At 72.8% G+C, this 23,173-nt stretch carries 11 protein-coding genes; 2 read left to right on the top strand and 9 right to left on the bottom strand.

The window, feature by feature from the left end; genetic code table 11:
* The first annotated feature begins 174 nt into the window (after positions 1–174).
* Positions 175–744 (top strand): helix-turn-helix domain-containing protein, encoded by a 570-nt coding sequence (locus AB0G50_RS27590; RefSeq protein ID WP_360113767.1) that lies wholly within the window; start codon positions 175–177, stop codon positions 742–744.
* Positions 745–755: 11 nt separating this feature from the next.
* Positions 756–1,994, top strand: a complete 1,239-nt coding sequence (locus AB0G50_RS27585) for an MFS transporter (RefSeq protein ID WP_360113765.1) — start codon at positions 756–758, stop codon at positions 1,992–1,994.
* Between the two features lie 30 nt (positions 1,995–2,024).
* Here the strand turns inward: AB0G50_RS27585 and AB0G50_RS27580 are convergent, their stop codons facing one another.
* The 9 genes from AB0G50_RS27580 to AB0G50_RS27540 form a co-directional block, all read right to left on the bottom strand.
* Positions 2,025–3,224 (bottom strand): cytochrome P450, encoded by a 1,200-nt coding sequence (locus tag AB0G50_RS27580; protein ID WP_360113763.1) that lies wholly within the window; start codon positions 3,222–3,224, stop codon positions 2,025–2,027.
* Between the two features lie 111 nt (positions 3,225–3,335).
* Positions 3,336–4,526 carry an ATP-grasp domain-containing protein gene (locus tag AB0G50_RS27575; RefSeq protein ID WP_360113761.1) on the bottom strand — a complete coding sequence of 397 codons (1,191 nt, stop codon included), beginning with the start codon at positions 4,524–4,526 and terminating at the stop codon, positions 3,336–3,338.
* A gap of 14 nt (positions 4,527–4,540) precedes the next feature.
* On the bottom strand, positions 4,541–6,022 hold the full coding sequence (locus tag AB0G50_RS27570; RefSeq protein ID WP_360113759.1) for an argininosuccinate lyase: 1,482 nt from the start codon (positions 6,020–6,022) through the stop codon (positions 4,541–4,543).
* Positions 6,019–7,047 (bottom strand): pyridoxal-phosphate dependent enzyme, encoded by a 1,029-nt coding sequence (locus AB0G50_RS27565; RefSeq protein WP_360113757.1) that lies wholly within the window; start codon positions 7,045–7,047, stop codon positions 6,019–6,021. Before AB0G50_RS27565 ends, AB0G50_RS27570 begins: the two co-directional genes overlap by 4 nt.
* A gap of 3 nt (positions 7,048–7,050) precedes the next feature.
* On the bottom strand, positions 7,051–7,992 hold the full coding sequence (locus tag AB0G50_RS27560; protein ID WP_360113755.1) for a kinase: 942 nt from the start codon (positions 7,990–7,992) through the stop codon (positions 7,051–7,053).
* The gene (locus tag AB0G50_RS27555) at positions 7,989–11,918 is read right to left on the bottom strand and encodes an amino acid adenylation domain-containing protein (protein ID WP_360113753.1); all 3,930 of its coding nucleotides are present in this window, start codon (positions 11,916–11,918) and stop codon (positions 7,989–7,991) included. Before AB0G50_RS27555 ends, AB0G50_RS27560 begins: the two co-directional genes overlap by 4 nt.
* 3 nt (positions 11,919–11,921) lie before the next feature.
* Complete coding sequence (locus AB0G50_RS27550; protein ID WP_360113751.1) at positions 11,922–12,134, bottom strand: MbtH family protein; 213 nt, start codon at positions 12,132–12,134, stop codon at positions 11,922–11,924.
* Between the two features lie 45 nt (positions 12,135–12,179).
* Complete coding sequence (locus tag AB0G50_RS27545) at positions 12,180–19,970, bottom strand: amino acid adenylation domain-containing protein (protein ID WP_360113749.1); 7,791 nt, start codon at positions 19,968–19,970, stop codon at positions 12,180–12,182.
* Positions 19,967–23,020: an amino acid adenylation domain-containing protein gene (locus AB0G50_RS27540; RefSeq protein ID WP_360113747.1), complete on the bottom strand. Its 3,054-nt coding sequence runs from the start codon at positions 23,018–23,020 to the stop codon at positions 19,967–19,969. The genes AB0G50_RS27545 and AB0G50_RS27540 overlap by 4 nt, the downstream gene beginning before the upstream one ends.
* Between the last annotated feature and the right edge of the window lie 153 nt (positions 23,021–23,173).

The following is a 23,173-nucleotide window of genomic DNA, read 5'->3' as shown; positions in this document are numbered from 1 at the left end:
ACCATCGCCGGGCCCGGCGGGCAGCCGTGGCGCGGGTCGCTGCCTCGGCGTCGCTCGCGTGCCGCATCGGGGTGTTCGTGTTGGTACGGCACGGAATCCGGAGCGGCAGGTGGGCGTCGCCGAACTTCCCAACAAAAACTTGCAAAGATCTGTTGGGAAGTTTAGCCTTGCCCTGTGCCACCCGAGCCGAAGGGCAAAACCCTCGACAGCGGCATGCTGCGCGCGCTGGCGCACCCGATCCGGGTGCGCATGCTCGACCTGCTCAACCGCGACGGGCCCGCGACCGCCTCCGGGTTGGCCGCGCGGCTGGGCGAGAGTTCCGGTCTGGCGAGTTGGCACCTGCGCAAGCTCGCCGAACACGGGCTGATCGAGGAGGACGTCGACCGCGGGACGCAGCGCGAACGCTGGTGGCGACCCGCTTTCGACTCCTACCGCTTGCGGATCGCCGATTTCGAGGGTGATCCCGAGCTCGAGTCGGCCGTGGAAGTCCACTTGCGCACGAGCATCGGGCAGCGGTACGCGGCCGAGGTCCGGTTCGTGGACGAGATCGGCGAGTGGCGTGGCGCCTGGCAGGGCAAGTTCTCCTTCGACGACGACAAGTTGTCGTTGACGCCGGACGAGACCGAGGCGCTCGACGCGGAGATCCAGGCGACCATCGCGCGCTACCGGCGCGCACCACGCGAGGGTGACGCGGTGGTGATCACCCACTGGGCCGCGTTCCCGCGGAAGGGGACACCGGAATGACAGCGCGGAAGATGCCGCTCTTAGCCCTGCTGGCGGCGTGCGGTATTTCGTCCTTCGGGTCGTCCATGACGTTGATCGCCATTCCCTGGTTCGTGCTCCAGAGCACCGGCAGTGGCGCGAAGACGGGGTTGGTCGCGGCCGCGGAGACGATCGGCATGCTGCTGTCGGTGGCGCTCGCCGGGCCGCTGATCGACCGCTTCGGCGCCTACCGGGCGAGCGTCGTCGCGGACTTGACCACCGCGGTGGTCGTCGTCGCGATTCCGCTGTCCTACGCGACCTCGGGACTCCCGCTGCCCCTGCTGGTGGTGCTGTCCTTCGCGATCGGCGCGGGGCGCGCGCCGTCCCGGAGTGCCAAGCAGGTCCTGCTCCCGCACGTGATAGCCCGCACCGGAACCTCGGTGGAGCGGGGAACCAGCGGCGAGGAGGCCATGTTGCAGGGTGGCGACCTCCTGGGCACACCCGTCGGGGGGTTGCTGATCGCGCTGACGGGTCCGACGCAAACCCTGCTCGTGGACGCGATCGCCCTGTGCTCCGCGGCTTTCCTGGTGCTGCTCCTCTGCCGGCCGGGCAAGGTCGACGTGACGCCCGACCAGGTCGAGGCCGAGCCCGGGAAGCGCAACTACCTGGACGACCTCCGAACCGGCGTGCGGCACCTCCTCCGCGATCGACTGCTGGTCGCACTCGGTGGCGTGAGCGCGGTCTCCAACGCCCTGGGCATCGCGCTGGTCTCGGTGTTCCTGCCCGCGTACGGGGTGACCGTGTGGCACAGCAGCCTCATGGTCGGCTTCCTCATCGCCGCGGCGAGCGCGGGCAGCATCGTCGGCACGGTCCTCTACGGGTGGCGAGGCGCCGGGGTGGGCCGCCGGCGGCTCTTCGCCGGCGGGCTCCTGCTCAGCGGCGCGCCCATCTACCTGGTGGTGGCGCTCAACCCCCCGCCCGCCGTGCTGGTCCTCCTCGTGTTCCTCCTCTTCACCGGCAACGGGCCGATCAACCCCGTGCTCGCGGCGGTCAAGTACGACCGCGTGCCCGAGCGCATGCGCGGCACGGTGTTCGGCGCGTTCAACACGATCACCAGCATCGCGATGCCCCTGGGTCTGGTGTTCGGAGGCGTCCTGCTCGACGGCGTCGGCCTGACGGCGGCGACGTTGTCGGCGGGGGCCGCCTCGTTGCTGATCACGCTCTGCCCGGCGGTCTTCCCGATCTGGCGGCAGATGGCCAAGGCGCCCGAACAGGCGTCCACCGTCGGATGACCCCCGGTTCCGGCGGTCCGGTCGGCGAGGTCACTTCGCGGTGAGCGAGACGGGAAGCGAGTCGTACCCCCGGACGAGGTTGGAGAGGATCGGGTGGCCGGGGCCACCGAGGTCGATGTCGGTCACGGTCTCGCGAAGCCCCAGCAGCAGCGCCCGGAGACCTGCCCGGCCGAGGAAGGCCCCGATGCAGAAGTGCGGGCCGTAGCCGAACGCCAGGTGCTTGTTCGGGTCCCTGGAGACGTCGAACCTCGTGGGCTCGGGGAACTGCCGTTCGTCCAGGTTCGCGGCGCTGTTCCACAACGCGACCACGTCGCCCGCCGCGATCACGTGCTCGCCGAGGGGGACGTCCACCAGGGCCCGCCTGCCGAAGTGCATGCCGGGAGTCGTCCAGCGCAGCGCCTCCTCCACGGCGCTGTCCACGCCGACATCGCCGTCCCGCAACGACTTCCACTGGTCGGGGTGCTCCCCGAGCGCCGCCACGGTGCCGGTCGCCGCGACCCGGCTGGACTCCTCACCGCCCAGGATCAGGCTGTAGCAGTTCAACACCACCTCGTCGTCGCCCAGCCTGGTGCCGCCGACCAGGCCGTTGGCCAGCGCGCTGATCACGTCGTCACCCGGCTTGCGGCGCCGCTCGTCGGCGAGGTCGGCGAAGTACAGCAGGATCTCGTTGCGCGCCACCAGGGCCCGCTCGTGCGACTGCTCGTCGCTGTCGAAGCTCAGCGTCAGCTTGTTCCACCCCTGGAGGGAGGACCGGTCGGCCTCCGGCACGTCCATGAGCTCGCAGATCGTCTCGAGCGGGATCTTCTCGGAAACCCCGGCGGCGAAGTCGAACTCGCCGATCCCGGCGACCTCGGCGAGCAGCCGCGCCGTGCGCACCCGCACCCGCTCGGCGGCGTGCGCCATCGCCCGCGGGGAGAACGACTTCAGCATGAGGTTCCGGATTTCGCGGTGCCGGGCGCCGTCGGTGACGGCCAGCATCTTCCCGGCGGCCGAGTCGCCGCCGCGGAGCAGCGTCGAGAGGACGTTCCCGCGCTCGGAGGTGAACCGCTCGCTGTCGCGGTACACCGCCAGGACGTCCTCGTAGCGGAACAACGACCAGAACCCCGGCCCCTCCGACGTCGCCTCCTGCCAGTGGACCGGGCTTTCCGTCCGGAACACCCTCCACAGCTCGAAGAAGTCGTGGTCGACGAAGGTCCGCGGGGCGGTGAGATCGATCTCGTGCGGTCGCACGTGTGGTTCCTTCCGTTGAGGTTCCGTGACGCCGGAACGAGGGCGTTCGAGGCGACCGGCGGAGGACGGGGTGCCTTCCCCCGCTCCGCCGGTCGTCCCCGTGGGACACCGTCAGCCGATCTCGACCCTGATCCGCCGCGCGGCCGCGTCCGCCCGGTCCGCCGCGGCAGCGGCCGTGTCGCCGGTCGCGATGGCGTACCCGAGCCGATCCCGGAACGAATGGGTGATCACCACCGGGTCGCCCGGGCGGGCGCTCGCGTGGACCGCGCGCACGCCCGGCATCCGTTCCGCCTCACCGAGTCCGCTCACCCCGGCGACGACGCCCGCCCGGGGCGCCAGGACGAACCGGATGGACGCCCGGGCCCCGGGCGCGGGCCGGGTGACCGGATCCGCGCCCACCGCTCGCCGGACCGTCCGGTCCACGAGGTCCACCCCGCTCGCCGCGAGCACCAGGTCCGGGATCATCCCGCCGGCCAGCCGCGGGTTGACCTCGATCAACGAGGCACCCGAGGTCGTCAGCCGCACCTCGACGTGGATCGGTCCCCAGCCCAGGTCCAGCGCCTCGGCCGAGGCTTCCGCCACCCGGACCAGTTCCGCCTCGTCCGGCGCGCTGACGTCCGCGGGGAAGTCGTGCCCGGTCTCGACGAAGTGCGGCGCGGCGCCGAGGTACTTGCGGGTCACCCCCACCGCCTTGCCGTCGAACACCTCGACCGAGTACTCGTCGCCGTCGACGTACTCCTCCACGAGCACCTCGGTGTCGAGTGTCGATCCCCGGTGGCACGCGGCGGTGAACCCCGCCACGACCTCGGGTCGATCGCGGCACAGGCGCACACCGAGCGATCCGGACTCCCGCGGTGGTTTGACGACGACGGGGAAGCCCAGTGCGCGCGCGGCCCGGACGGCGTCCGAGGCGGTCCGGGCGACGTGCCAGCGCGGTGCCGGTACGCCGGCCGCGGCGAGCACCGCGCGCTGGCGGACCTTGTCCCGGCACGCCGCGACGGCGTCCGGTGACGGGCCCGGCAACCCGAGTGCCCGCCCGGCGGCCGCGGCGACCGCCACGCCGTACTCCGAACTCGACCAGATGCCCTCGATCCGACCGGGCAGGTCCGCGCAGTGGCGGAGCACCGCGCCGAGGTCACCCGTGTCGACGGGGGACACGTCCACCCCGTCGACCGCGGTGAACGCGTAGCGGTGCGGATCACGGGCGAGCACCAGCGGGCGCAACCCCAGGTCGGAGGCGACCCGGCAGAACCGCCTGCCGGAGCCGGTGGTGTTGCTCTCCACGAAGACGAACCAGGACACAGCGACGTCCGCCTTCACACCGGTTGCCCTTCCCGATCGGCCGCGTCCAGCTCCAGGCCGACGCGGCGAGCCAGTTCCGCCCGCGACCGCGCGATCCGCGCGCGCTGATCGCGCAGTCGACCGGAGTGGTCCGCGTACTCGGCGACCGCCACCCGGAACTGCTCCTCGAACCCGCCCGGTCCGCCGCCGTGCCGGGTCTTCGAGGCCACGGCGGCCAAGCCGTCCGCGGGGATCGGTGTGCCCGTTCCGCCGGGCCAGGCCAGGGACTCCGGGCGGGACAACCCCTTCGCCTCCGCGTCGCGCATCGCGCTGCCCACGAGGTGGTGCGCGGTGCGGAACGGGACGCCCCGGCGGACGAGGTCGTTGGCCACCGCCGTCGCGTCGGTGAACCCCGCCACCGCGCGGGACATCATGCGGTCGGGCACCGGTCGCGAACCGCTCACCAGCACCTGGCACAGCAGGACCGAGTCCGCTATCGCCGAGAGTCCCGGCCACGCGGCGTCGACCGCCGCGGTGCCCACCTCGATGGAGTTGGTGAACGGCGTGGACTTCATCATCGACGCGGCGCCGGTCCACGCCCCGATCGCGGCTCCGGCCTTCGCCTTGACGTGTTCCAGCAGGAAGGCGTTGCGCTTCTGCGGCATCGCGGAACTGCTGCCGACCAGCTCGTCGGGAAAGGCGATCAGGCCGAACTCGGAGGTGCTCCAGAGCTGGAGGTCGGTGGCCAACCTGCTGAGCACCACACCGAGTCCCGCCACGGCCGCGAGCACCTGGAGCAGCACGTCCCGGCTCGCGACGGCGTCCGTCGCGTGCACCGGCCCGGTCGAGAACCCCAGCAGCGCGGCGGTGATCTCCGGGTCGACGGGCAGGTCGGTACCCGCGACGGCACCCGCGCCGAGCGGGCACCGCGACAACCCCGTCGCGGCGGCCTCCGCGGTCCGCAGTGCCCGGCCGGCGGCGAACGCCACCCCCACCAGGTAGTGCCCGTAGGTGACCGGCACCGCGGGCTGGAAGTGCGTGTAGGCGGGCATGACGACGTCGCGGTGGGCCCTGGCCCTGTTCAGCAGCACCGCGATCAGCCGCAGCGCCTCCTGGGAGAAGGCCAGCAGCCACGCGCGCAGGCGCAGCGCCGTCGTCGTCGCCTGGAGGTCGTTGCGCGACCGACCGGTGTGCAGCCGCCCGCCCACGTCGTCGCCGAGGCGCTCGACGAGCAGCTGCTCGTACCGGAGGTAGATGCCGCGCGGGGCGTCCGCCGCGGTGAGCTCCCGGAAGCCGGACGCGCGCAGTTCGCCGATGGTGCGCAACAAGGCCCGCCCCGCTGCCGCGGGCAGGAGGCCGGTGTCCATCAACATGAGCAGGTGCGCCTGGTCCACCTCGGACATCAGCGTCAGTTCCGCGACGCGCCCCGCCGGGTCCACCGGCCCGTAGACCACCCGCCGGGTGCGAACGCCCAGCGTCGCGGTCAAGCGCCCGGTGTCGTGACCGGCCCCGCTCACCGGGCACCCGCGACCTGGGCCAGTTCGCGCCGTCCCCAGAGCATGGAGGACCACCGGTCGTCCACGTTCCCCGGATCGTCCACGAGGCGCGGCGCGGTCGGCAGCACGTCGAGCCAGTGGCCCTGCTCGCGCAACCACCGGTCGGAGTACACGGTGTCCTGGTACCGGTGACCGTCGTCGGGGAAGATCACGACGGTCACGGAGTCCGGGTTGGTGTCGGCGAAGCGCTTGGCCGCGAGGTACGCCGCGCCGCTCGTCGGCCCCGCGAAAACCCCGCGCCACGCGCAGAGGTCCCGCGTGCTGCGGAACGCCTCCGCGGCGGGGACCCAGTGCACCTCGTCGTACGCGTCGTGGCGCACGTTGGCGGGGTGGATGCTGCTGCCCAGGCCGCGCAGCACCCGACGCCCGTCCGGCAGTCCGAAGAGGACACTCCCGTGGGTGTCGACGCCGATCAGCCGCACGTCGTCACCGCGCTCGCGCAGCGCCGTCGTGATGCCGCCGGTCGACCCGCCCGAGCCGACCGCGCCGACCACGCAGTCCACCCGTCCCAGGGTCGCCGACAACAACTCGGCCACGGGCCGGTAGGCGAGCGGGTTGTCCGGGTTGTCGTACTGCCCCGGCACGAAGCAGCCCGGCAGGGCCTCCCGGTGCCGCTCGACCCGGGCGAGCCGGGCCCCCTGGATACCACCGGGCGCGTCGAAGTCGTCCACGATGTCGACGACCGCGCCCATGAGCCCGAGCCGGTCGCGGAGCCGGTGGTCGATCGCGGGGTCGCCGACCACGACGAGGGGGTGCCCCCGCAGCCGGCACGCCATGGCCAGTCCCAGCGCGAAGGTGCCCGACGACGTCTCCACCACCGTGGCACCCGGCGGTAACCGCCCGTCGAGGCGGGCGCGGTCCAGCATGAACCGCGCCGGCATGAGCTTCATGAGGCTGAACACGGCCGCGTACAGGTTGCTTTCGAGGCGGACGATCCTGGGCGTTTCCGCCGCTTCGAGGATGGAGGGGAAGGCCTGCGTGGTCACCGGTCACCTTTCGGTCGAGAACTGCCAGGTCTGTTCGACGCCCGCCGCCAGCAGCAGTTCCTCCGACAGGGCGATGCGCCGTGCCAGGTCGGGGTCGAGGCCGTCGAAGATCAGACCCGCGATGTCGCCGCTGTGCGCGGTCTGGACGCCACTCGCGCCGCACCGGCGGGCGATGCGGAGGATCCGGTCGAAACCGGTGATCGGCAGGTGCGGCAGGTTCATCATCGCGCTCTCCGTCGCCACCTGGCCGAGCAACGTGACGTCGCGTTCGCGCAACGCGAGGCGGAGTCCTCTCCGCAGGTGCGAGAACATCTCCACCTCCCTGCGGCCGTACGCCGCCGGGGGAAGGGCGAGGGTGTCCACCCCCCTGCCGTCGACGCTGGTCCCGAAGCCCAGCACGGTGATCGCGGGCAACGGCGCGTCGAACTGCTCCAGGACGATGCCGCGCCGTTGCGCGAACAGGACCGGGAGACCGTCGAACATCAGGGAGTCCGACGCGGTCTCGGCCTGCACGGCGAGCCTGGCCACCTCGGGTGGGGTCAACTCGTCGCCGATCGCGTTCTGCACCGCGCGGATGGCGGCCACCACGTCGCTCGTGGACGAGCCGAAACCCCGGGCCGGCGGCACCTGGTTGCCCAGGCGCAGCACACCGCCCCACCGGCGCCGGTCGAGCGCGGCGAGGGTCGCGACGGCCGCCCGGCGGGCCTTGTGCTTCCACGGCGGCACCACCGTCACCTCGTCGCCGCCGCCGACCGAGTACGTGGCGGTGACCGAGTACAGGTCGCACGGCAGCGTGACGAGACCCCGGTGGACCTCGCCGCGTTCCTCGAACGCCCCCTGGAGGATTTCCCCGTGGTGCACGCCGACCGACGCCCGGCCGTGCCCGACGACCGGGTCGTCGGGCACGGCGGCCGCGGTGTGGCGCGCGGCGGTGCGCTCGGTCACCGCGCCTCCAAGCGGTCGCGGACGATCCCGCCGATGGTCCGGAGTTCGGCGCTGCCCGACATCTCCCAGTGGCGGCAGGGGATGTCGTGCACCAGCAGTCGGCCGCCGACGTGGTCGAGCCACCGCTCCGGTGACGCCGAGGCGTCGGTCCGACCGGCGGTCGCGGCGAAGAAGAGGACGTCGCCGTCGAACACCCCGGGCCGGTGGCCGCGCAGGAGTTGCAGGTGGTTCCCGACGGTGCCGACCAGGGCGGCCACCTCCCGGTCGGCGAACGTCGCCAGCACCGCGTTCTCCTTGGCGCGTCGCACGACCAGGTCCAGTGGCGGATTCCGGTCGGTGCCCGGGTCGCCTGCTCCCTCGCCGAGCAGCACGGCCAGCACGTCCTGCCGCGTCGGCAGGCCCTTGTCGAGGTCGGGGCCGGGCGGGTAGGAGTCCATCAGCGCGAGCAGACCCACCTCCTCGTCCTTCTCCCTCAGCCGCACCGCCATCGCGTGCGCCACCAGGCCGCCGAACGACCACCCGAGCAGGTGCACCGGTCCGGTCGGCTGGACGGTGCGCAACTGCTCCAGGTAGTGGTCGGCCATCTCCTCGAGGGAAGCGGGCAGCCACTCCGGCTCGGTGAGACCCCGGGTCTGGATGCCGAACAGCGGGGTGTCCGCGTCCAGCCCGCGCAGGAGCCCGGCGTAGGCCCACCCGAGCCCCGATCCGGGGTGCACGCAGAAGAGCGGCGCGCGGGTCCCTCCCGGCCGCAGCGGCAGCACCACCTCGAGCGCCTGCCTGTCGTCCCTGGCCACGCTGTTCGCCAACAGGGCCGGAGTCGGAGCCTGGAACAGCGTTCGGATGCCCACGTCCGCGTCGAGCACCGACCGGATCCGCCCCACCATCTTCGCCGCGATCAGCGAGTGCCCGCCCAGCTCGAAGAAGTTGTCGTCCGGACCGACGGCGTCGAGGCCGAGCGCCTCGGCGAACACCTCGCACAGCACCTGTTCCCGCGGCGACCGGGGCGAGCCCGCGCCCGAGCGACGCGTGGAGGTGACCGCGCTCAGCGCCTTGCGGTCGACCTTCCCACTGGTGTTGAGCGGCAGGCGGTCCACCAGCACCAGGTCGCGCGGGACCATGTAGTCCGGCACGGAGGTGGCGAGGTAGCGCCGCACCTCGGCGACGTCGAGCCCGCTCCGCGCCGGCACCACGTGGCCGACGAGGTGCTTGCCGCTCGCCCCGCCGTCGAACGCCGTGACGACGGCCTGGCTGACGAGCGGGTGCCGGGCGATGGCCGACTCGACCTCGCCCAGTTCGACGCGGAACCCGCGGATCTTGACCTGGCCGTCCGCCCGGCCGATGAACTCCATGTCGCGGTTCGCGTTCCACCGGACCAGGTCGCCGGTCCGGTAGAGCCGGTCGCCACGCCCGCCGAAGGGGTCGGCGACGAACCGCGCCGCGGTTTCGCCCGGCCGGTTGAGGTAACCGCGCGCGACGTGTGATCCACCGACGTAGAGTTCGCCGACGCCACCCGGTGGCACCGGCGCGAACCGGTGGTCCAGCACGTACATCGTCGTGTTGGCCATCGGGACGCCCAGCGACAACGACGGGGCCTGCCGCCGGTCCGGTCCGAACCTCTCGTAGCTGGCGAACACCGTGGTCTCGGTGGGTCCGTAACCGTGCACCAGCAGGGTGTTCGGGCACTGGTCCAGGACTCGTTGCACCGCGGTCGGAGAGCCGACGTCCCCACTGGTCCACAGTTCCGCCAACCCCGCGAGCGGCTCGACGCACTCCTCCGCCATCAGGTTGAACAGCCCGGTGGTGAGGTAGGCCGCGGTGACGTGGTGCTTCGTGATGGTGTCGCCCAGCGCGCGGGGGTCGACCGGCCCGGCCGGGGCGAGCACCAGTTGCCCCCCGGACAGGAGGGTCACCCACACCTCGTAGACCGAGGCGTCGAACGAGTTCGCGGAGTGCACCAGCACCCGGCGACCCCGGTCCGGGTCCCAACAGCGGTCCCGGGCGAAGGCCACCACGTTGTCGTGGGTGACGGCGACCCCCTTGGGGCTGCCGCTCGAACCCGAGGTGTACATCGCGTAGGCCAGGGCCGCTCCCGGCACCGCGACGCCGAGGGGCGTCCCCGGGTACCCGGACAGGTCCACACCGTCGACGACCACGACGGTCCGGCCGTCGAACCGGTGCGCCGACTCTCCCGCGCGGTCGACCAGGACGACCTCGGCACGCGTGTCCTCCAGGATCTCCCGCACCCTGCTCTCCGGAGTTCCCGGCGTGATCGGCACGTAGGCGCCACCCGCCTTCATGATCGCCAGCATCGCCACGACGACGTGGGGCGAGCGGTCCATCACCACGGCGACCAGGTCGCCCGGCGCCACACCGAGGTCGCGCAGGTGCCGGGCGAGGCCGTTGGCCCTGTGGTCCAACTCCGCGTAGGTGAACGCGACGCCGTCGGCCCCGATCGCGGGAGCCCCGGGAGCGCGCCGCGCCTGTTCCTCGAACTCGGCGTGCACGGTTCCGGTCGGACCGAGGTCCAGCGAGGTGTCGTTGTACCGGTGGAGGATCCGGTCGCGCTCCTCGGCCGAGAACAGGTCGATCGAGCTGATCCGCGCGCCGGGGTCGTCGGCGACCGAGGCGAGCAGCCTGCCGAGCCGCGCGGCCAGCCCCTCCACCGTCGAACGGGCGAACAGGTCGACCGAGTAGTCGATCCGGCCGCGCAACCCCGCCGGCCGCCCCTGTTCGTCCCGGTGCGCCTGGAACCCCAGGGTGAGGTCGAACCGCGAGTGGCCCGGTTCGACGTCCACGTCGTACGGCTCGGCGCCCGGCAGCCCGATCGTCGTCGTGGGGTCGCCGTCCACCTCGAGCATGACCTGGAACAACGGGTGGCCGGAGGTGGATCGAGCCGGGTTCATCGCCTCGACCAGTCGGTCGAAGGGCAACTCCGCGTTGCTGTAGGCGGTCAGGTCGACGTGCCTGACCCGATCGACCAGTTCGCCGAAGGTCGGGTCGCCCGAGAGGTCGACGCGCAACACCAGGGTGTTGACGAAGAACCCCACCAGGTCGTCCAGCACGACGTCGTCACGGCCCGCGATGGTCGTGCCGACCACCACGTCCGTGCCGCAGCCGAGTCGGGTCAACAGCGCGGCCAACCCCGCGTGCACGACCATGAAGAGGGTCGCCCTGTGCTCGTTCGCCAGCGCGGCCAGCCGGGAGTGCAGCCGGGCGTCCAGGTCGAGGTGCACGGAGCCCTCGACCCCGCTCGGCACCGCCGGACGCGGTCGGTCGGCGGGCGGACCCACCTCGGCGGGCGCACCCGCCAGCGCGCGCATCCAGTGGGCGAGCCGTTGGGACAGCACGCTGTCCGGGTCGGTCTCGTCGCCCAGGAGCCCGCGCTGCCACAGGGTGTAGTCGCGGTACTGCACCGGCAGGGGCGGCCACTCCGGCTCCCTCCCGGCGACCCTGGCCCCGTAGGCGGTCGCGAGGTCGCGGGTCAGCGGGCCGAGCGACCAGGCGTCGCCGGCGATGTGGTGCAGGACGACGACGAGGACGTGCCCACGCGCTCCCTCGGAGAACAGCCGGGCGCGCAGCAGCGGTCCCGACTCCAGGTCGAACGGCTCCGCGGCGAGGGCGCGCAGGGCGTCCTGCACCGAGGCGGGCTGTTCGTGCCGGAAGTCGACCACGGCCGCGTCCGGGTCCGGCACCTCCTGGAACGGGGTGCCGTCGTGCGTGCTGAACACCGTGCGCAGGACCTCGTGCCGGGAGACGACGTCCCGGAAGGCCGCGCGCAGCGCTCGCGGGTCGGTGTCGGGTGGAAGGCGCCACGCCATCCGGATGTCGAACGGGATCCCGGTGTCGTCCATCTGGTCGAGGAACCACAGGCGCTGCTGCGCGTAGGAGAGCGGCAACCGGCCGCCTTCGAGACCGCGTGATGCCACGGGTCAGCGCTCCATCTGGTCGATCAGGCTCCTGGGGCGCATGTCCTCCCAGTGCGTGGACACGTACTCGAGGCAGTTGTCCCTGGTGTCCTCGCCGTGGACCGTGGTCCAGCCCGCGGGCACCTCCAGGAACGAGGGCCACAACGAGTGCTGGTTCTCGTCGTTCACCAGCACGACGTATCGGCCGTCCTCGTCCTCGAACGGGTTCGTGGTCATCGCTTCTCCTCTGCTCGTCGTGCTCGTGTCCGTCCGACGGGCCGATCAGGCCGGGTCGCGGAAGAGGTCTTCCAGTTCGGTGATCTCGTCCTGGTCCAACCGCACCAACTCCAGGTCCGACGGGGTGTGTCCGCCGACGTGGTGCAGGTCGACCTGGTCGATCAGGGCGACGAGCGCCCGACGGGTGCCCTCCGCGATCGCGCGGACGTCCGATTCGGCCAGTACCGAGGCGGGCCACAGGAGTTCGAACCTCAGCCGCGGTCCGTCGGGACCGTCCACGGCGAGGGCCTCGACCTCCAGCACGTGCCGCAGGGCCATCGCCGGGTCGGGGCCGTTGCCGGGTACGACCCGGTCCCACTCGGCGGTCCAGTCCCCGGACGCGCCGGCACCGAACCTCCCGAGGTAGTTGAACCCGACCTGGGGGGTGGGCGCGTCGGCCAGCGGTCCGGCCGACTCGGCGTTGAGGTACCGCAGCAGGCCGTAGCCGATGCCGTTGTCGGGGGCTTCCCGCAGCAGCTCCTTCACCTGCTTCACCGCCGTCCCCAACGAGGGCACCTCCGCCTCCCCCCAGCCCAGGTCGCCGACGTCCAGGCGGACCGGGTACTCGGCGGTGAACCAGCCCACCGTTCGGGACAGGTCGGGGCCGTCCGCGACGAACTCCCGGCCGTGGCCCTCCAGGTCGACCAGCAGAGCCGTGCCGGAGCCGCCCCGCCACCGCACGCTCGCCGCCAGGAACGCGGTCAGCAGCACGTCCTCGGTGCTCGCGTAGAACGCCGCGGGAACGTCGGTCAACAACGCTCGGGTCTGCGCGACGGACAGGTGGAAGTCGAGCGACCGGAGCGAGGCCACCACGTCGCGAGCGGGGTCCAGGGTCGACTCCGGGGCGAGCGGTGCCGGCGGGGTGAGCACGTCGCGCCAGCGCGCCAGCTCCGCCACCCGCTCCGGTCGGGACGCCTCGGCCACCAACCTCTCCGCCCAGCCGCGGAACGACGTGGGCACGGGTTCCAGTTCGGGTCGCCTCCCCGCGGCGACCTCCTGCCACGCCGCCGCCAGGTCGCCGAGCACGACGCGCCAGGACACCCCGTCCACGACCAGGTGGTGCGCCATGAGCAGCAGGTGCCCCGGCCCGTCCTCCGCGCGGAACCAGACGGCGCGCACCATCCGTCCCGACACCGGGTCCAACGCCGCCTGGGCCCTCGGACCGTGCTCCTGGAGCGCGGCGTCGAGCGACTCCTCCCGCGCCATGTCGACGGTGTCGAGCACCGCGTCCCAGGCGATGTCCACTCGCGGGTCGACCACGAGTTCCCGCGCCACCCCCTCCTCGTCGCGAACCAGCCGCGCCCGCAGGAGGTCGTGCCGTTCGAACAGGGCGGTCAGCACCGCGCGCAGGCCCGCCTCGTCGAGCCGCGCGGGCGTGCGCACCACGACGGCCTGGTTGTAGGTGTCCGTCGGACCGCGCTGCTCGCCGAGCCACCTCGCCGCGGGGGTGAGCGGCACCACGCCGGAACCGTTCTCGGCCTCCGCCCGGACGGTCGTCGCCAGCCGCACCGCCCGTCCCGCGAGGTCCGCCACGGTGCTCGAGGCGTAGACGTCCCGCACCGTGATGCCCAGTCCCACCCGTCGCGCCCGGCTCACCAGCTGCATCGACACGATGCTGTCGCCGCCCAGCTTGAAGAAGTTGTCGCCCGCGCCGACCAGCGGCACGTCGAGGATCTCCGCGAAGAGGTCGCACAACGCGGACTGGGCGGGAGTGGTGGGCGGCACGATCGTCGCGGTGTCCGGCACGGCCGTCGCGATCAGGGCCTTGCGGTCGATCTTCCCCGCCGCGGTGAGCGGGAGTGCGGTGTGGGCGGTCCACCGTCGCGGCACCATGTAGTCGGGCAGCAGTCCCGCCACGTGGTCGGCGAGGACGTCGTCCAGCGCCCCGTCGGCCCCCGCCCGGTCCTCCACGACGTGCGCGGAGAGGTGCTTGCGACCGTTCGCGTCGGCGACCGCGACGACCACGGCCTCGCTGACCCTCGGGTGGGTCAGCAGGCGGGCCTCGATCTCGCCCAGCTCGATCCGGTAGCCGCGGATCTTGACCTGGTCGTCCAGCCGGCCGAGGAAGTCCAGCGCGCCATCCGGGCGGAAGCGCGCCAGGTCACCGGTCCGGTACATCCGGGTCCCGGCCGGCCCGTGCGGATCGGCCACGAACCGGCTCGCCGTCAGCGTGCTCCGGTTGAGGTATCCGCGCGCCACGCCCGCTCCCGCGATGTAGAGCTCGCCGGTCACGTTCACCGGCACCGGCTGGAGGAAGCGGTCCAGCACGTACATCCGGGTGTTGGCGATCGGCGTGCCGATCGGCACCGGGCTGTCGGGGTCGAAGTCCGCGCCGATCTCGTGTGCGGAGCAGCCGACGACGGTCTCGGTCGGCCCGTACTCGTCGATGACGCGGGCGTCGGGCGCGATCCGCCGCCAGGCGGCCACCGTCTCGGGCCGCACCTCGTCCGCGCCCACGACGTAGGTCCGCACGGAGTCCAGCCGGGTTCCCTCGGGCAACTTGGCCCGGAGGGCGTCCAGGTGCCCCGGTGTGATCTTGAGCAGGCTGAAGTCGACCCGGTCGACCAGGAGCGACGCCAGCGCGTCGAGGTGGTCGTCCTGCGGGATCAGCACGACGTCCTCGCCGGCGAGCAGGGGCAGGAAGAAGTTCGGGATCGACAGGTCGAAGCCGATCGACCCGAGAGCGACCGCGCCCGCCGAACCCGGCGTGTCGCGGCCGACGACGCCGAACCAGTCCCCGGCCCACGACAGGTAGTTGGCGAGGCCGTCGTGCGAGACGAGCACACCCTTGGGCCGCCCGGTCGAGCCGGACGTGAACATCGCGTACACGAGGTTCGCCCCGGTCGGCGCCTCCGGAGGTCCCGACGCGCCGGACTGCTCGATGGCGGGCCAGTCGGTGTCGACGTGCACCACCGGACCGGAGAAGTCGGCGGGCAGCGCGCCGGTCAGGTGGTGTTGCGCGACGACGATCCGCGCGCCCGTGTCGGACAGCATGAACGCGGTCCGCTCGGCCGGGTTCGTCGGGTCGAGAGGCACGTACGCCGCGCCGGCCTTGAGGATTCCCAGGATGCCGACGAACATCTCCGGGCTGTGCTCCACGCAGATGCCCACGAACGCCTCGCGCCGCACGCCGAGCCCGGCCAGGTGCGCGGCGAGCTTGTCGGACCGCGCGTCGAGTTCCGCGTAGGTCAGGGCGTTCGCGTGGCGCGCCGCGTACCGGACGGCGATCCGCTCCGGGGTGCGGGCCGCCTGCGCCCGGAAGGCGTCCACGAACGTCCGCTCGGGGTAGGCGACCGCCGTGTCGTTCCACTCCTCGAGGATCCGGTGGCGCTCCGCCCGGTCGAGGACGTCGATCGCGCCCACCCGCACGTCGGTGTCGGCGGTGATCGCCGTGAGCACCCGGACCAACCGGCCGAGCACGGCCCGCACGGTCTCGAGGTCGAACAGGTCGGTCGAGTACTCCACCACGCATTCCAGCGCCGCGGCCGTGCCGTCCCGGTCCACCCGCTCCATGAACGCGAAGGCGAGGTCGACCTTCGCCGCCGGCGCCGAGACGGGGTGGTGCACCACGTCCGAACCGGAGAGCGCGAGCTCCCAGCCGTACTGGTGGTGCAGTTCCAGCAGGACCTGGAACAGCGGGTTGCGGCCCGCCGAGCGTTCGGGGTCGACCAGGTCGACCACCCGGCCGAACGGCACGTCCTGGTGGGCGAACGCGGCGAGGTCGGCATCGCGGACCCGCTCGAGCAGTTCGGCCGCGGTGGGGTTGCCGGACAGGTCCGTCCGCAGGGCGACCGTGTTCATGAACAGGCCGACCACGTCGTCGAATCGCTCGCCCGGCCTGCCCGCGGTCGAGGTGCCGATCACGACGTCGGAATGCCCGCCCAAGCGGGCCAGCAGCAGGGCCAGACCGGCGTGGAGGACCATGAACACGCTCGAGTGGTGGGTCCTGGCCGCCGCGCGCAGGGCGTGGTGCAGGTCGGGAGGGAGCACCAGCTGGGTCTGCGCGCCGCGGAAGCTCGTCTCGGCCGGACGCGGTCGGTCGGTCGGGAGGTCCGACTGCTCGGGCGCGCCCGCCAGCGTCGGACCCCAGAAGGCGAGTTGTCGGGACAGGACGCTGTCCGGATCGCTCTCGTCACCGAGTCCCTCGTGCTGCCACGACGCGAAGTCGGCGTACTGCGCCCGGAGCTCCGGGCGTTCGGGGCGGTCACCGGTGATCAGCGCGCCGTACGCCTCGCCGAGGTCCCGGATCAGCCTTCCCAGCGACCAGCCGTCACCCGCGATGTGGTGCAGGACCAGCAGCAGCACGAAGTCGTCCGGCGAGGTGCGGAACACGTGGACGCGCAGGGGCAGGTCCGCCCGCAGGTCGAACCGCCGGGCGACCGCCTCGGCCGTCGCCTCGGCCAGGTCGGCCTCGGCGAGGTCGCTCACCTCGGGAACGACGAGCCCGGCCTCGGGGGGCTGGATCCGTTGGACCGGGATGCCGCCGGCGTCGTCAAACCGGGTGCGGAGGCTCTCGTGGCGGTCGACCACGTGGTCGACGGCACCCGCGAGCACGTGGAGGTCGAGCACGCCCGTGCCGCGGAACGCCACCGGCATGTTGTAGGCCGACCCGGAGTCGTCAAGCTGGTCGAGGAACCACAGCTGTCGTTGGGCGTGCGAGGTCACGACGTCCTCCTTGGGCCCGTCGTGGGAGCTCGGCTCCCCGTCGCCGCCGCTCGTCGCCGCGGTCAACCGGGCGGCGAGCGCCGCCGGGCTGCGCTCCTCGAAGACGTCGCGCACCGTCAAGGTCACGCCGAAGACGTCGCGGATGCGCGCGATGAGGCGAACCGCCATCAGGGAGTGCGCGCCCAGCGCGAAGAAGTCGTCGTTCGCCCCGACCGCGGTCGCACCGAGCAGGTCCGCCATGAGGTTGCCGACGATCTCCGCGTGCGCCGAGCCCGGCGGGCTCGCGGGGACGGGGCTCCCGGTCGCCGGCTTCGGCAGCGCCGCGCGGTCGACCTTGCCGTTGATCGTCAACGGGATCTCGGAGATCTCCACGACGGCGGAGGGGAGCAGGTACTCCGGCAACACCTCGGACAGCTGCGCGCGCAGGGAGGCGACGACCGCGGGGCCGCCCGGGGTCGGGACCACGTAGGCGACCAGCCGCCGCTCACCCGGTTCGTCCTCCCGCACGACCACGACGGCCTGCGCGACGCCGGGACGACCGGCCAGCACCGCCTCGACCTCGCTGGGCTCCACGCGGAACCCGCGGATCTTCACCTGCCCGTCGGCGCGGCCCTCGAACCGCAGTTGCCCGTCGACGCCTCGGAGCGCGCGGTCCCCGCTGCGGTACATCACCGCTCCCGGACGCCCGGAGGGATCGGCGACGAACCGCGTCGCGGTCAGGTCGGGACGGTTGAGGTAGCCGCGGGCGACACCGGCGCCCGAGATGTAGACCTCGCCGACGACGCCGTCGGGCACCGGGCGCAGCAGACCGTCGAGCAGGTGGATCACGCAGTTGTCGAACGGCAGCCCGATGGGGACGCTCGTCGCCGTCGGGTCCGGCGCGCAGAGGGCGGCGGTGACCCCGACCGTCGTCTCGGTCGGGCCGTAGCCGTTGAACATCCGCCTGCCGGGAGCCCATTCCGCCACCAGTTCCGGCGTGCAGGCGTCGCCGTTGACGATGAGCGTGAGGTCGGCGGGCAGGCTCCCGGCGGGCAGGTTCGCCACGACCGCGGGCTGCAACGCCGCGTGGGTGACCTTCGAGGCCGTGACGAACTCCGCGAGTTCGCGACCCAGCGGCGGGTCGTGAGGTGCGAACACCACCGCGGCGCCGGAGAGCAGACCTCCGAAGACGTCCCACACCGACGCGTCGAAACTCGGGGAGGCCAGTTGCAGGAGACGGCTGGAGCTGTCGACGGACAGGACCTTCCGCAACGCGCCGACCAGGTTCACGACCCCGCTGTGCGGTACCGCGACGCCCTTCGGCACGCCGGTGGACCCCGAGGTGTAGACGACGTACGCCAGGTTCGACCTGACCGGTCGGGTGGCCGGCACCGCGTCCCCGTCGCGGGGAGCGCTGTCGACGGCGACGAGGTCGACACCCGAGTCCCGCAGCGCGGCGGACGGCTCGCCCGCGGTGAGCACGACCACCGGGTTCGCGTCGGCGACCATCCAGGTGATTCGCTCGGCCGGGTACCGCGAGTCGAGCACCAGGTAGGCGGACCCGGTGCGCAGCACGGCGAGCATGGCCGCGAACAGGTCGAAGGACCGGGTGACGGCGAGCCCGACGATCCGGTCCGGGCCCACCGGGTGGCGGCCGAGCACCCGGGCGATCCGCTCGGCGCGCTCGTCCAAGGCCCGGTAGGTGAGCTCGGAGCCGTCCGGCGCCACCAGCGCGACGGCGTCCGGGCGCAGGGCGACCTGCTCCGCGAAGAGGTCCACGACGGTGCGGTCGGAACCCGGCGTGGTCGGACCCGCCGCGCGCGCGGCCAGGTCCAGCACCTCGCCGGTCGGCAGCATCCTCAACCGCCCGAACGGATCGTCCGGCCGCCGCGCGAGTTCCTCGAGGAACAGCACGACCCGGTCGCGGACCCGTTCCGCGGTGTGCGGGGTGAACACGTCCGGCCGGAAGTCCACCTGGAGGTGCATCCGCTCGCCCGGCACCGCGAACAGCCCGATCGGGTAGTGCCCGCCGTCGGACACCGACACCACCGACGCCCGCAACCCCGGCACGTCGACGGGCAACGGGCCCAGCGCGAACGGGAAGTTCGCGTAGATGGTCATGGTGTCGAAGAGCGGGCCGAGCGCGCCCAGTTCGAAGATCTCGGTCAGCCCGAGGTGCTGGTGCGCGGTCATCCTGACCTGGTTGGACTGGCTCTCCCGCAGCGCCGCGTGGACGGGCCGGGCCGGGTCGAGCCGCACGCGACCCGGAACCGTGTTGATGAAGAGCCCGACCATGTCCTCGACACCGTCGAGTTCGGGCGGCCGCCCCGCGACCGACACGCCGAACACGACGTCCTGCCTGCTGGTCAGGTGGCCGACGGCCGCGGCCCACGCGCCCTGCACCACCGTGCTCTGCGTCAGGCCGTACCGGCGGCCGTAGTCCTCCAGCGAGCGGGTCAGCTCCGCGGTGAGGGTCACCTCGGTGCTCCGGGTCCAGATCGGCGCGGGGCTCGTGGTCGAGGGCGTCACGAGCGTCGGCCGGTCCAGCCCGCGCAACGCCTGCCGCCACGCCTCCTTGGCCGCGTCGTGGTCCCTCCCGGCCAGCCAGCCGAGGAAGTCCCGGAACGGCCGCACCGCGGGCAGCGCCCGGCCGGCACCCCGGTAGAAGGCGAAGAGGTCGTTCAGCAGCAGGGGAATCGACCACGCGTCGAGCAGGATGTGGTGACAGGTCAACAGGAGCCGGTGCCTGTCACCGCCGAGCCGGATCAGCGTCCACCTCAGCAGCGGGGGACGGGCGAGCCGGAACGGGCGCTTCTTGTCCGCCGCCGCGAGCCCGGCCAGTTCCACGGCCTGGTCCACCGGGTCGCGGTCGCCGAGGTCGACATCGTACCACGGCACGTCCACCTCCGCCGCGATCACCTGCACGGGTTCGCCGGACTGCTTCTGGTGGAACGCGGCGCGGAGGTTGTCGTGGCGCCGGGGCAGGGCCGCCGCCGCGGCCCTGAGCCGTGTCCTGTCGAGGTCGCCCTCCAGGTCGAGGGCGACCTGCACCACGTACACGTCCGCGGCGTCCCGGTCGAAGGTCCCGTGGAACCACAAGCCGGCCTGCATGGGGGTGAGCGGAAGGATGTCGGTGATCCGGTTGGCGCTCATTCCGAAAGTCCTTCGACGTCGCTGATGACGGAGTGGAACCGGTCGATGTCCTGCTGGGAGACCGTGACCAGGGGCACGTCGGCGGGGGAGAGGGACTCCCGGGCCGGGTGGAGGTCCCGGTCGGAGAACAGGGTGAGGGCCGAGCGCACCAGGACGCCGACCTCCCGCGGCGCGAAGTCGGGCGACTCCGGCCCGGAACGGGCGAGGGCGACCTCCAGGACCGGCCGCGGGCCGTTTCCGGCCAACGCCACGACCACCTCGAGCGCGTACCGCGCGCCCACCCGCGGAGGTTCCGCCGCGGTGTCCGGGCAGGGGCCGTGGTAGCGGAAGTGCACGACGGCCTCGGACCGGTGCACACCGCCTGCCGGGCTCCTCCGCAGTTCCTCCGCGACCCGGCGCACCGCTCGCGCGGGTGTCGTGTCCGCGGCCAGGGTGCCCGGGGCCAGGGTCATCCGGCGCAGGGTCGACATCCGACCGACCGTCCTGGCGTACGCCTCGGTCCGACCGTCCTGCTCGACGTCGACGACGGTCGGCCCCGTCCGGAGGTGCCCCTGCAAGGCCGCGGCCAGCGCGGTGAGCACGAGGACCTCGAGGTCGCAGCCCCACGCCTGGGCGCGGTCCTCCAGTGCCCCGGTCTCGGCGGCGGTGAACCGCTCCCGGACCGATCGCGTCCCCGCCGCCGCCGGGTCGGGCGGGCCACTCCCGGGCGGTGGTGCCGGTGTCCTGCCGCGCAGGGCCGTCATCCACTCCCGGTACGGCGCGGCCGGTTCGAGCTGTGGCGCCCGGCCGCGGGTCAGCGCGGTGAGCGCCGAGGAGAGGTCCTCCCGGAGGATCCGCCCGGTGCGCGCGTCGACCAGGAGCGGGTGCACCACCAGCGCCAGCGAGCCCGTCCGGTGCGGACCGCGGTCGAACCAGACCACGCGCACCGTGGACTCGGTGCCGATCCGCGCGCGTGCCTGCGCCACGTGCTCCGCGCGGGACCGGTCGTCGGCCGGGTCGACCCGGGTCACGAGCCCCCGCGCGTCGACCTCACCGGCGGCCGCGACGCGCAGGCCCCGGGAGGTCGACGCGCGCAACAACTCGTGCCGCTCCACGAGGCTTCGCACGGCCGCCACGACCACCCGTTCGTCCACACCGGACTCCAGGTCGACCTCGTGGACCGAGCCGAAGGGCTCGACGCGGTCGGTGTCCTCCGCGAGCCACGCGGTCAGGGGGAGGTGGGCGACGGTGTCGGTGCTCGTCGTCGCCCCGCGGGCGACGAGGGCCGCTGCCAGCGCCGTCGGCGTCTGCACTCGGTCCACTTCCTCGGGGGTGAGGTCCAGTCCCGCGTTCCGGCCGGCGTTGACGAGCCTCGTCAACGCCATGCTGTCACCGCCCAGCCGGTAGAAGCCGTGGCCCGGGTCGACCGCGGGCAGCCCCAGCACGTCCGCGAACAGGCGGCACAGGGCGTCCTCGACCGGCGTGCGGGGCGAGGTCGACCCGGCGGACTCCTCGGTGTCGAGCAGGGCCTTCCGGTCGACCTTGCCGTTGCCGTTGAGCGGCAGTGCCTTCAGCAGCACCACCTGGGACGGGATCATGTACCGGGGCAGCCGGTTGCGCGCCGTGTCCAAGACGGAGTCCACAAAGGACGAATGACCGGGTGAGCCGGGCAGGTCGCGGTCCGCCGGCACGACGTACGCGACCAGCCGCAGCGCCTCGGTCGAGCCGGCGGCCCGCGCGAGGACGACGGCGTCCCGGACGTCCGGCCGACTCCTCAGCACGGCGCCCACCTCGCCCGGCTCCACCCGGAAGCCGCGGATCTTGACCTGGTCGTCCGCGCGGCCGAGGAAAGCCAGGGTTCCGCCGTGGTCCAGTCGGACCAGGTCCCCGGTCCGGTACGCGCGCCCGCCGGAACCGGCGGGGTCGGCGACGAACCGCTGCGCGGTCAACGCGGGTTGGTTGAGGTAGCCGCGCGCGAGCCCCGGCCCCGAGAGGTACAGCTCGCCGCTCCCGCCCGGTTCCACCGGCGCCAGCCGCTCGTCGAGGACGTGCGCCACCAGGTCGCCCAGGGCGGAGCCGATGAGGCTGACCGACTCGTCCCGCACCACCGACCGGTCGAGCGCCAGTCCGGTGGCGAACACCGTCGCCTCGGTGGGCCCGTACATGTTGACCAGCAGCGGGCGGGCCGCCGGGCGGACGCGGTACCACTCGGCGACCCGGCGGAAGTCGAGCACCTCCCCGCAGAACACGATCGTCCGCAGCCGCAGCCGCGCGGCGAGCTCGGGGAGGTCCACGACGGCGCTCATCAGCTGGTGGAAGGCGGAGGGGGTTTGGCCGAGGACGGTGACGCCCTCCTCCACCAGCATCGCCAGGAGGTCCCGCGGGTTCCGCGTCGTGCGGTCCGGGACGAGGAGCAGGTGGCCGCCGCGCAGCAGGGTGCCCCAGAACTCCCACACCGAGAAGTCGAAGTTGTAGGCGTGGAACATCGGCACGACGTCGTGAGGTCCGATGGAGAACCAGCGTTCGCACTGCTCGAAGAGGCGGGTGAGGTTGGCGTGCGTGACGACGACCCCCTTGGGGTTGCCGGTCGACCCCGAGGTGTAGATGACGTACGCGGCCCGGTCCGCGGGCGCGCGGTCGGTGGGCGCCCCGGCGGACGCGGTCCCGCCGGCGGGCACGTCGTCCACCAGCAGGACCGGCACGTCGGTCACCGGCAGACGGTCCACTTCGGACTTCCGGGTCAGCACGAGCGCGGGTTCGGCGTCGCGGAGGATGTGCGCCAGTCGGTCGGCGGGCTGTCGCGGGTCGAGCGGCAGGTACGCGGCTCCCGACTTGAGCACGGCGAGGATCGCGACGACCTGGTCCGGTGATCGCGGCAGCGCGAGTGCGACCAACCGTTCCCCCGCGGCCGGCGCGGCGGTGAGCCTGTCGGCCAGGCGGTTCGCGGCCTCGTCGAGTTCGGCGTAGCTGAGCGTGGTCCCCTCGAAGGACACCGCGGGTGCCGCCGGCGTTCGCGCCGCCTGTGCCTCGAACAGGGTGTGCGCCTGCTGGTCGGAGGGCCGGCTGGTCAAGGATCCCACCTCTCGCCGATTCTGGACGCGGTTCACGACAACGGAACAGTAGGTGGGCCGCGGTATCGCCGGCGGAACTCGAATAGGCAGGAGACAGGCACTTGCGCGGGTCCGCCCGGACGTTCCGCGTGCCGCGTACCTGCCGTTGTTTCT

Origin of the sequence: Actinosynnema sp. NPDC020468 (assembly GCF_040642015.1) — a bacterium.
Lineage (GTDB): Bacteria > Actinomycetota > Actinomycetes > Mycobacteriales > Pseudonocardiaceae > Actinosynnema.
Note: the sequence above shows the minus strand (reverse complement) of the source record. Positions and strands in the feature narration are given on the sequence as shown.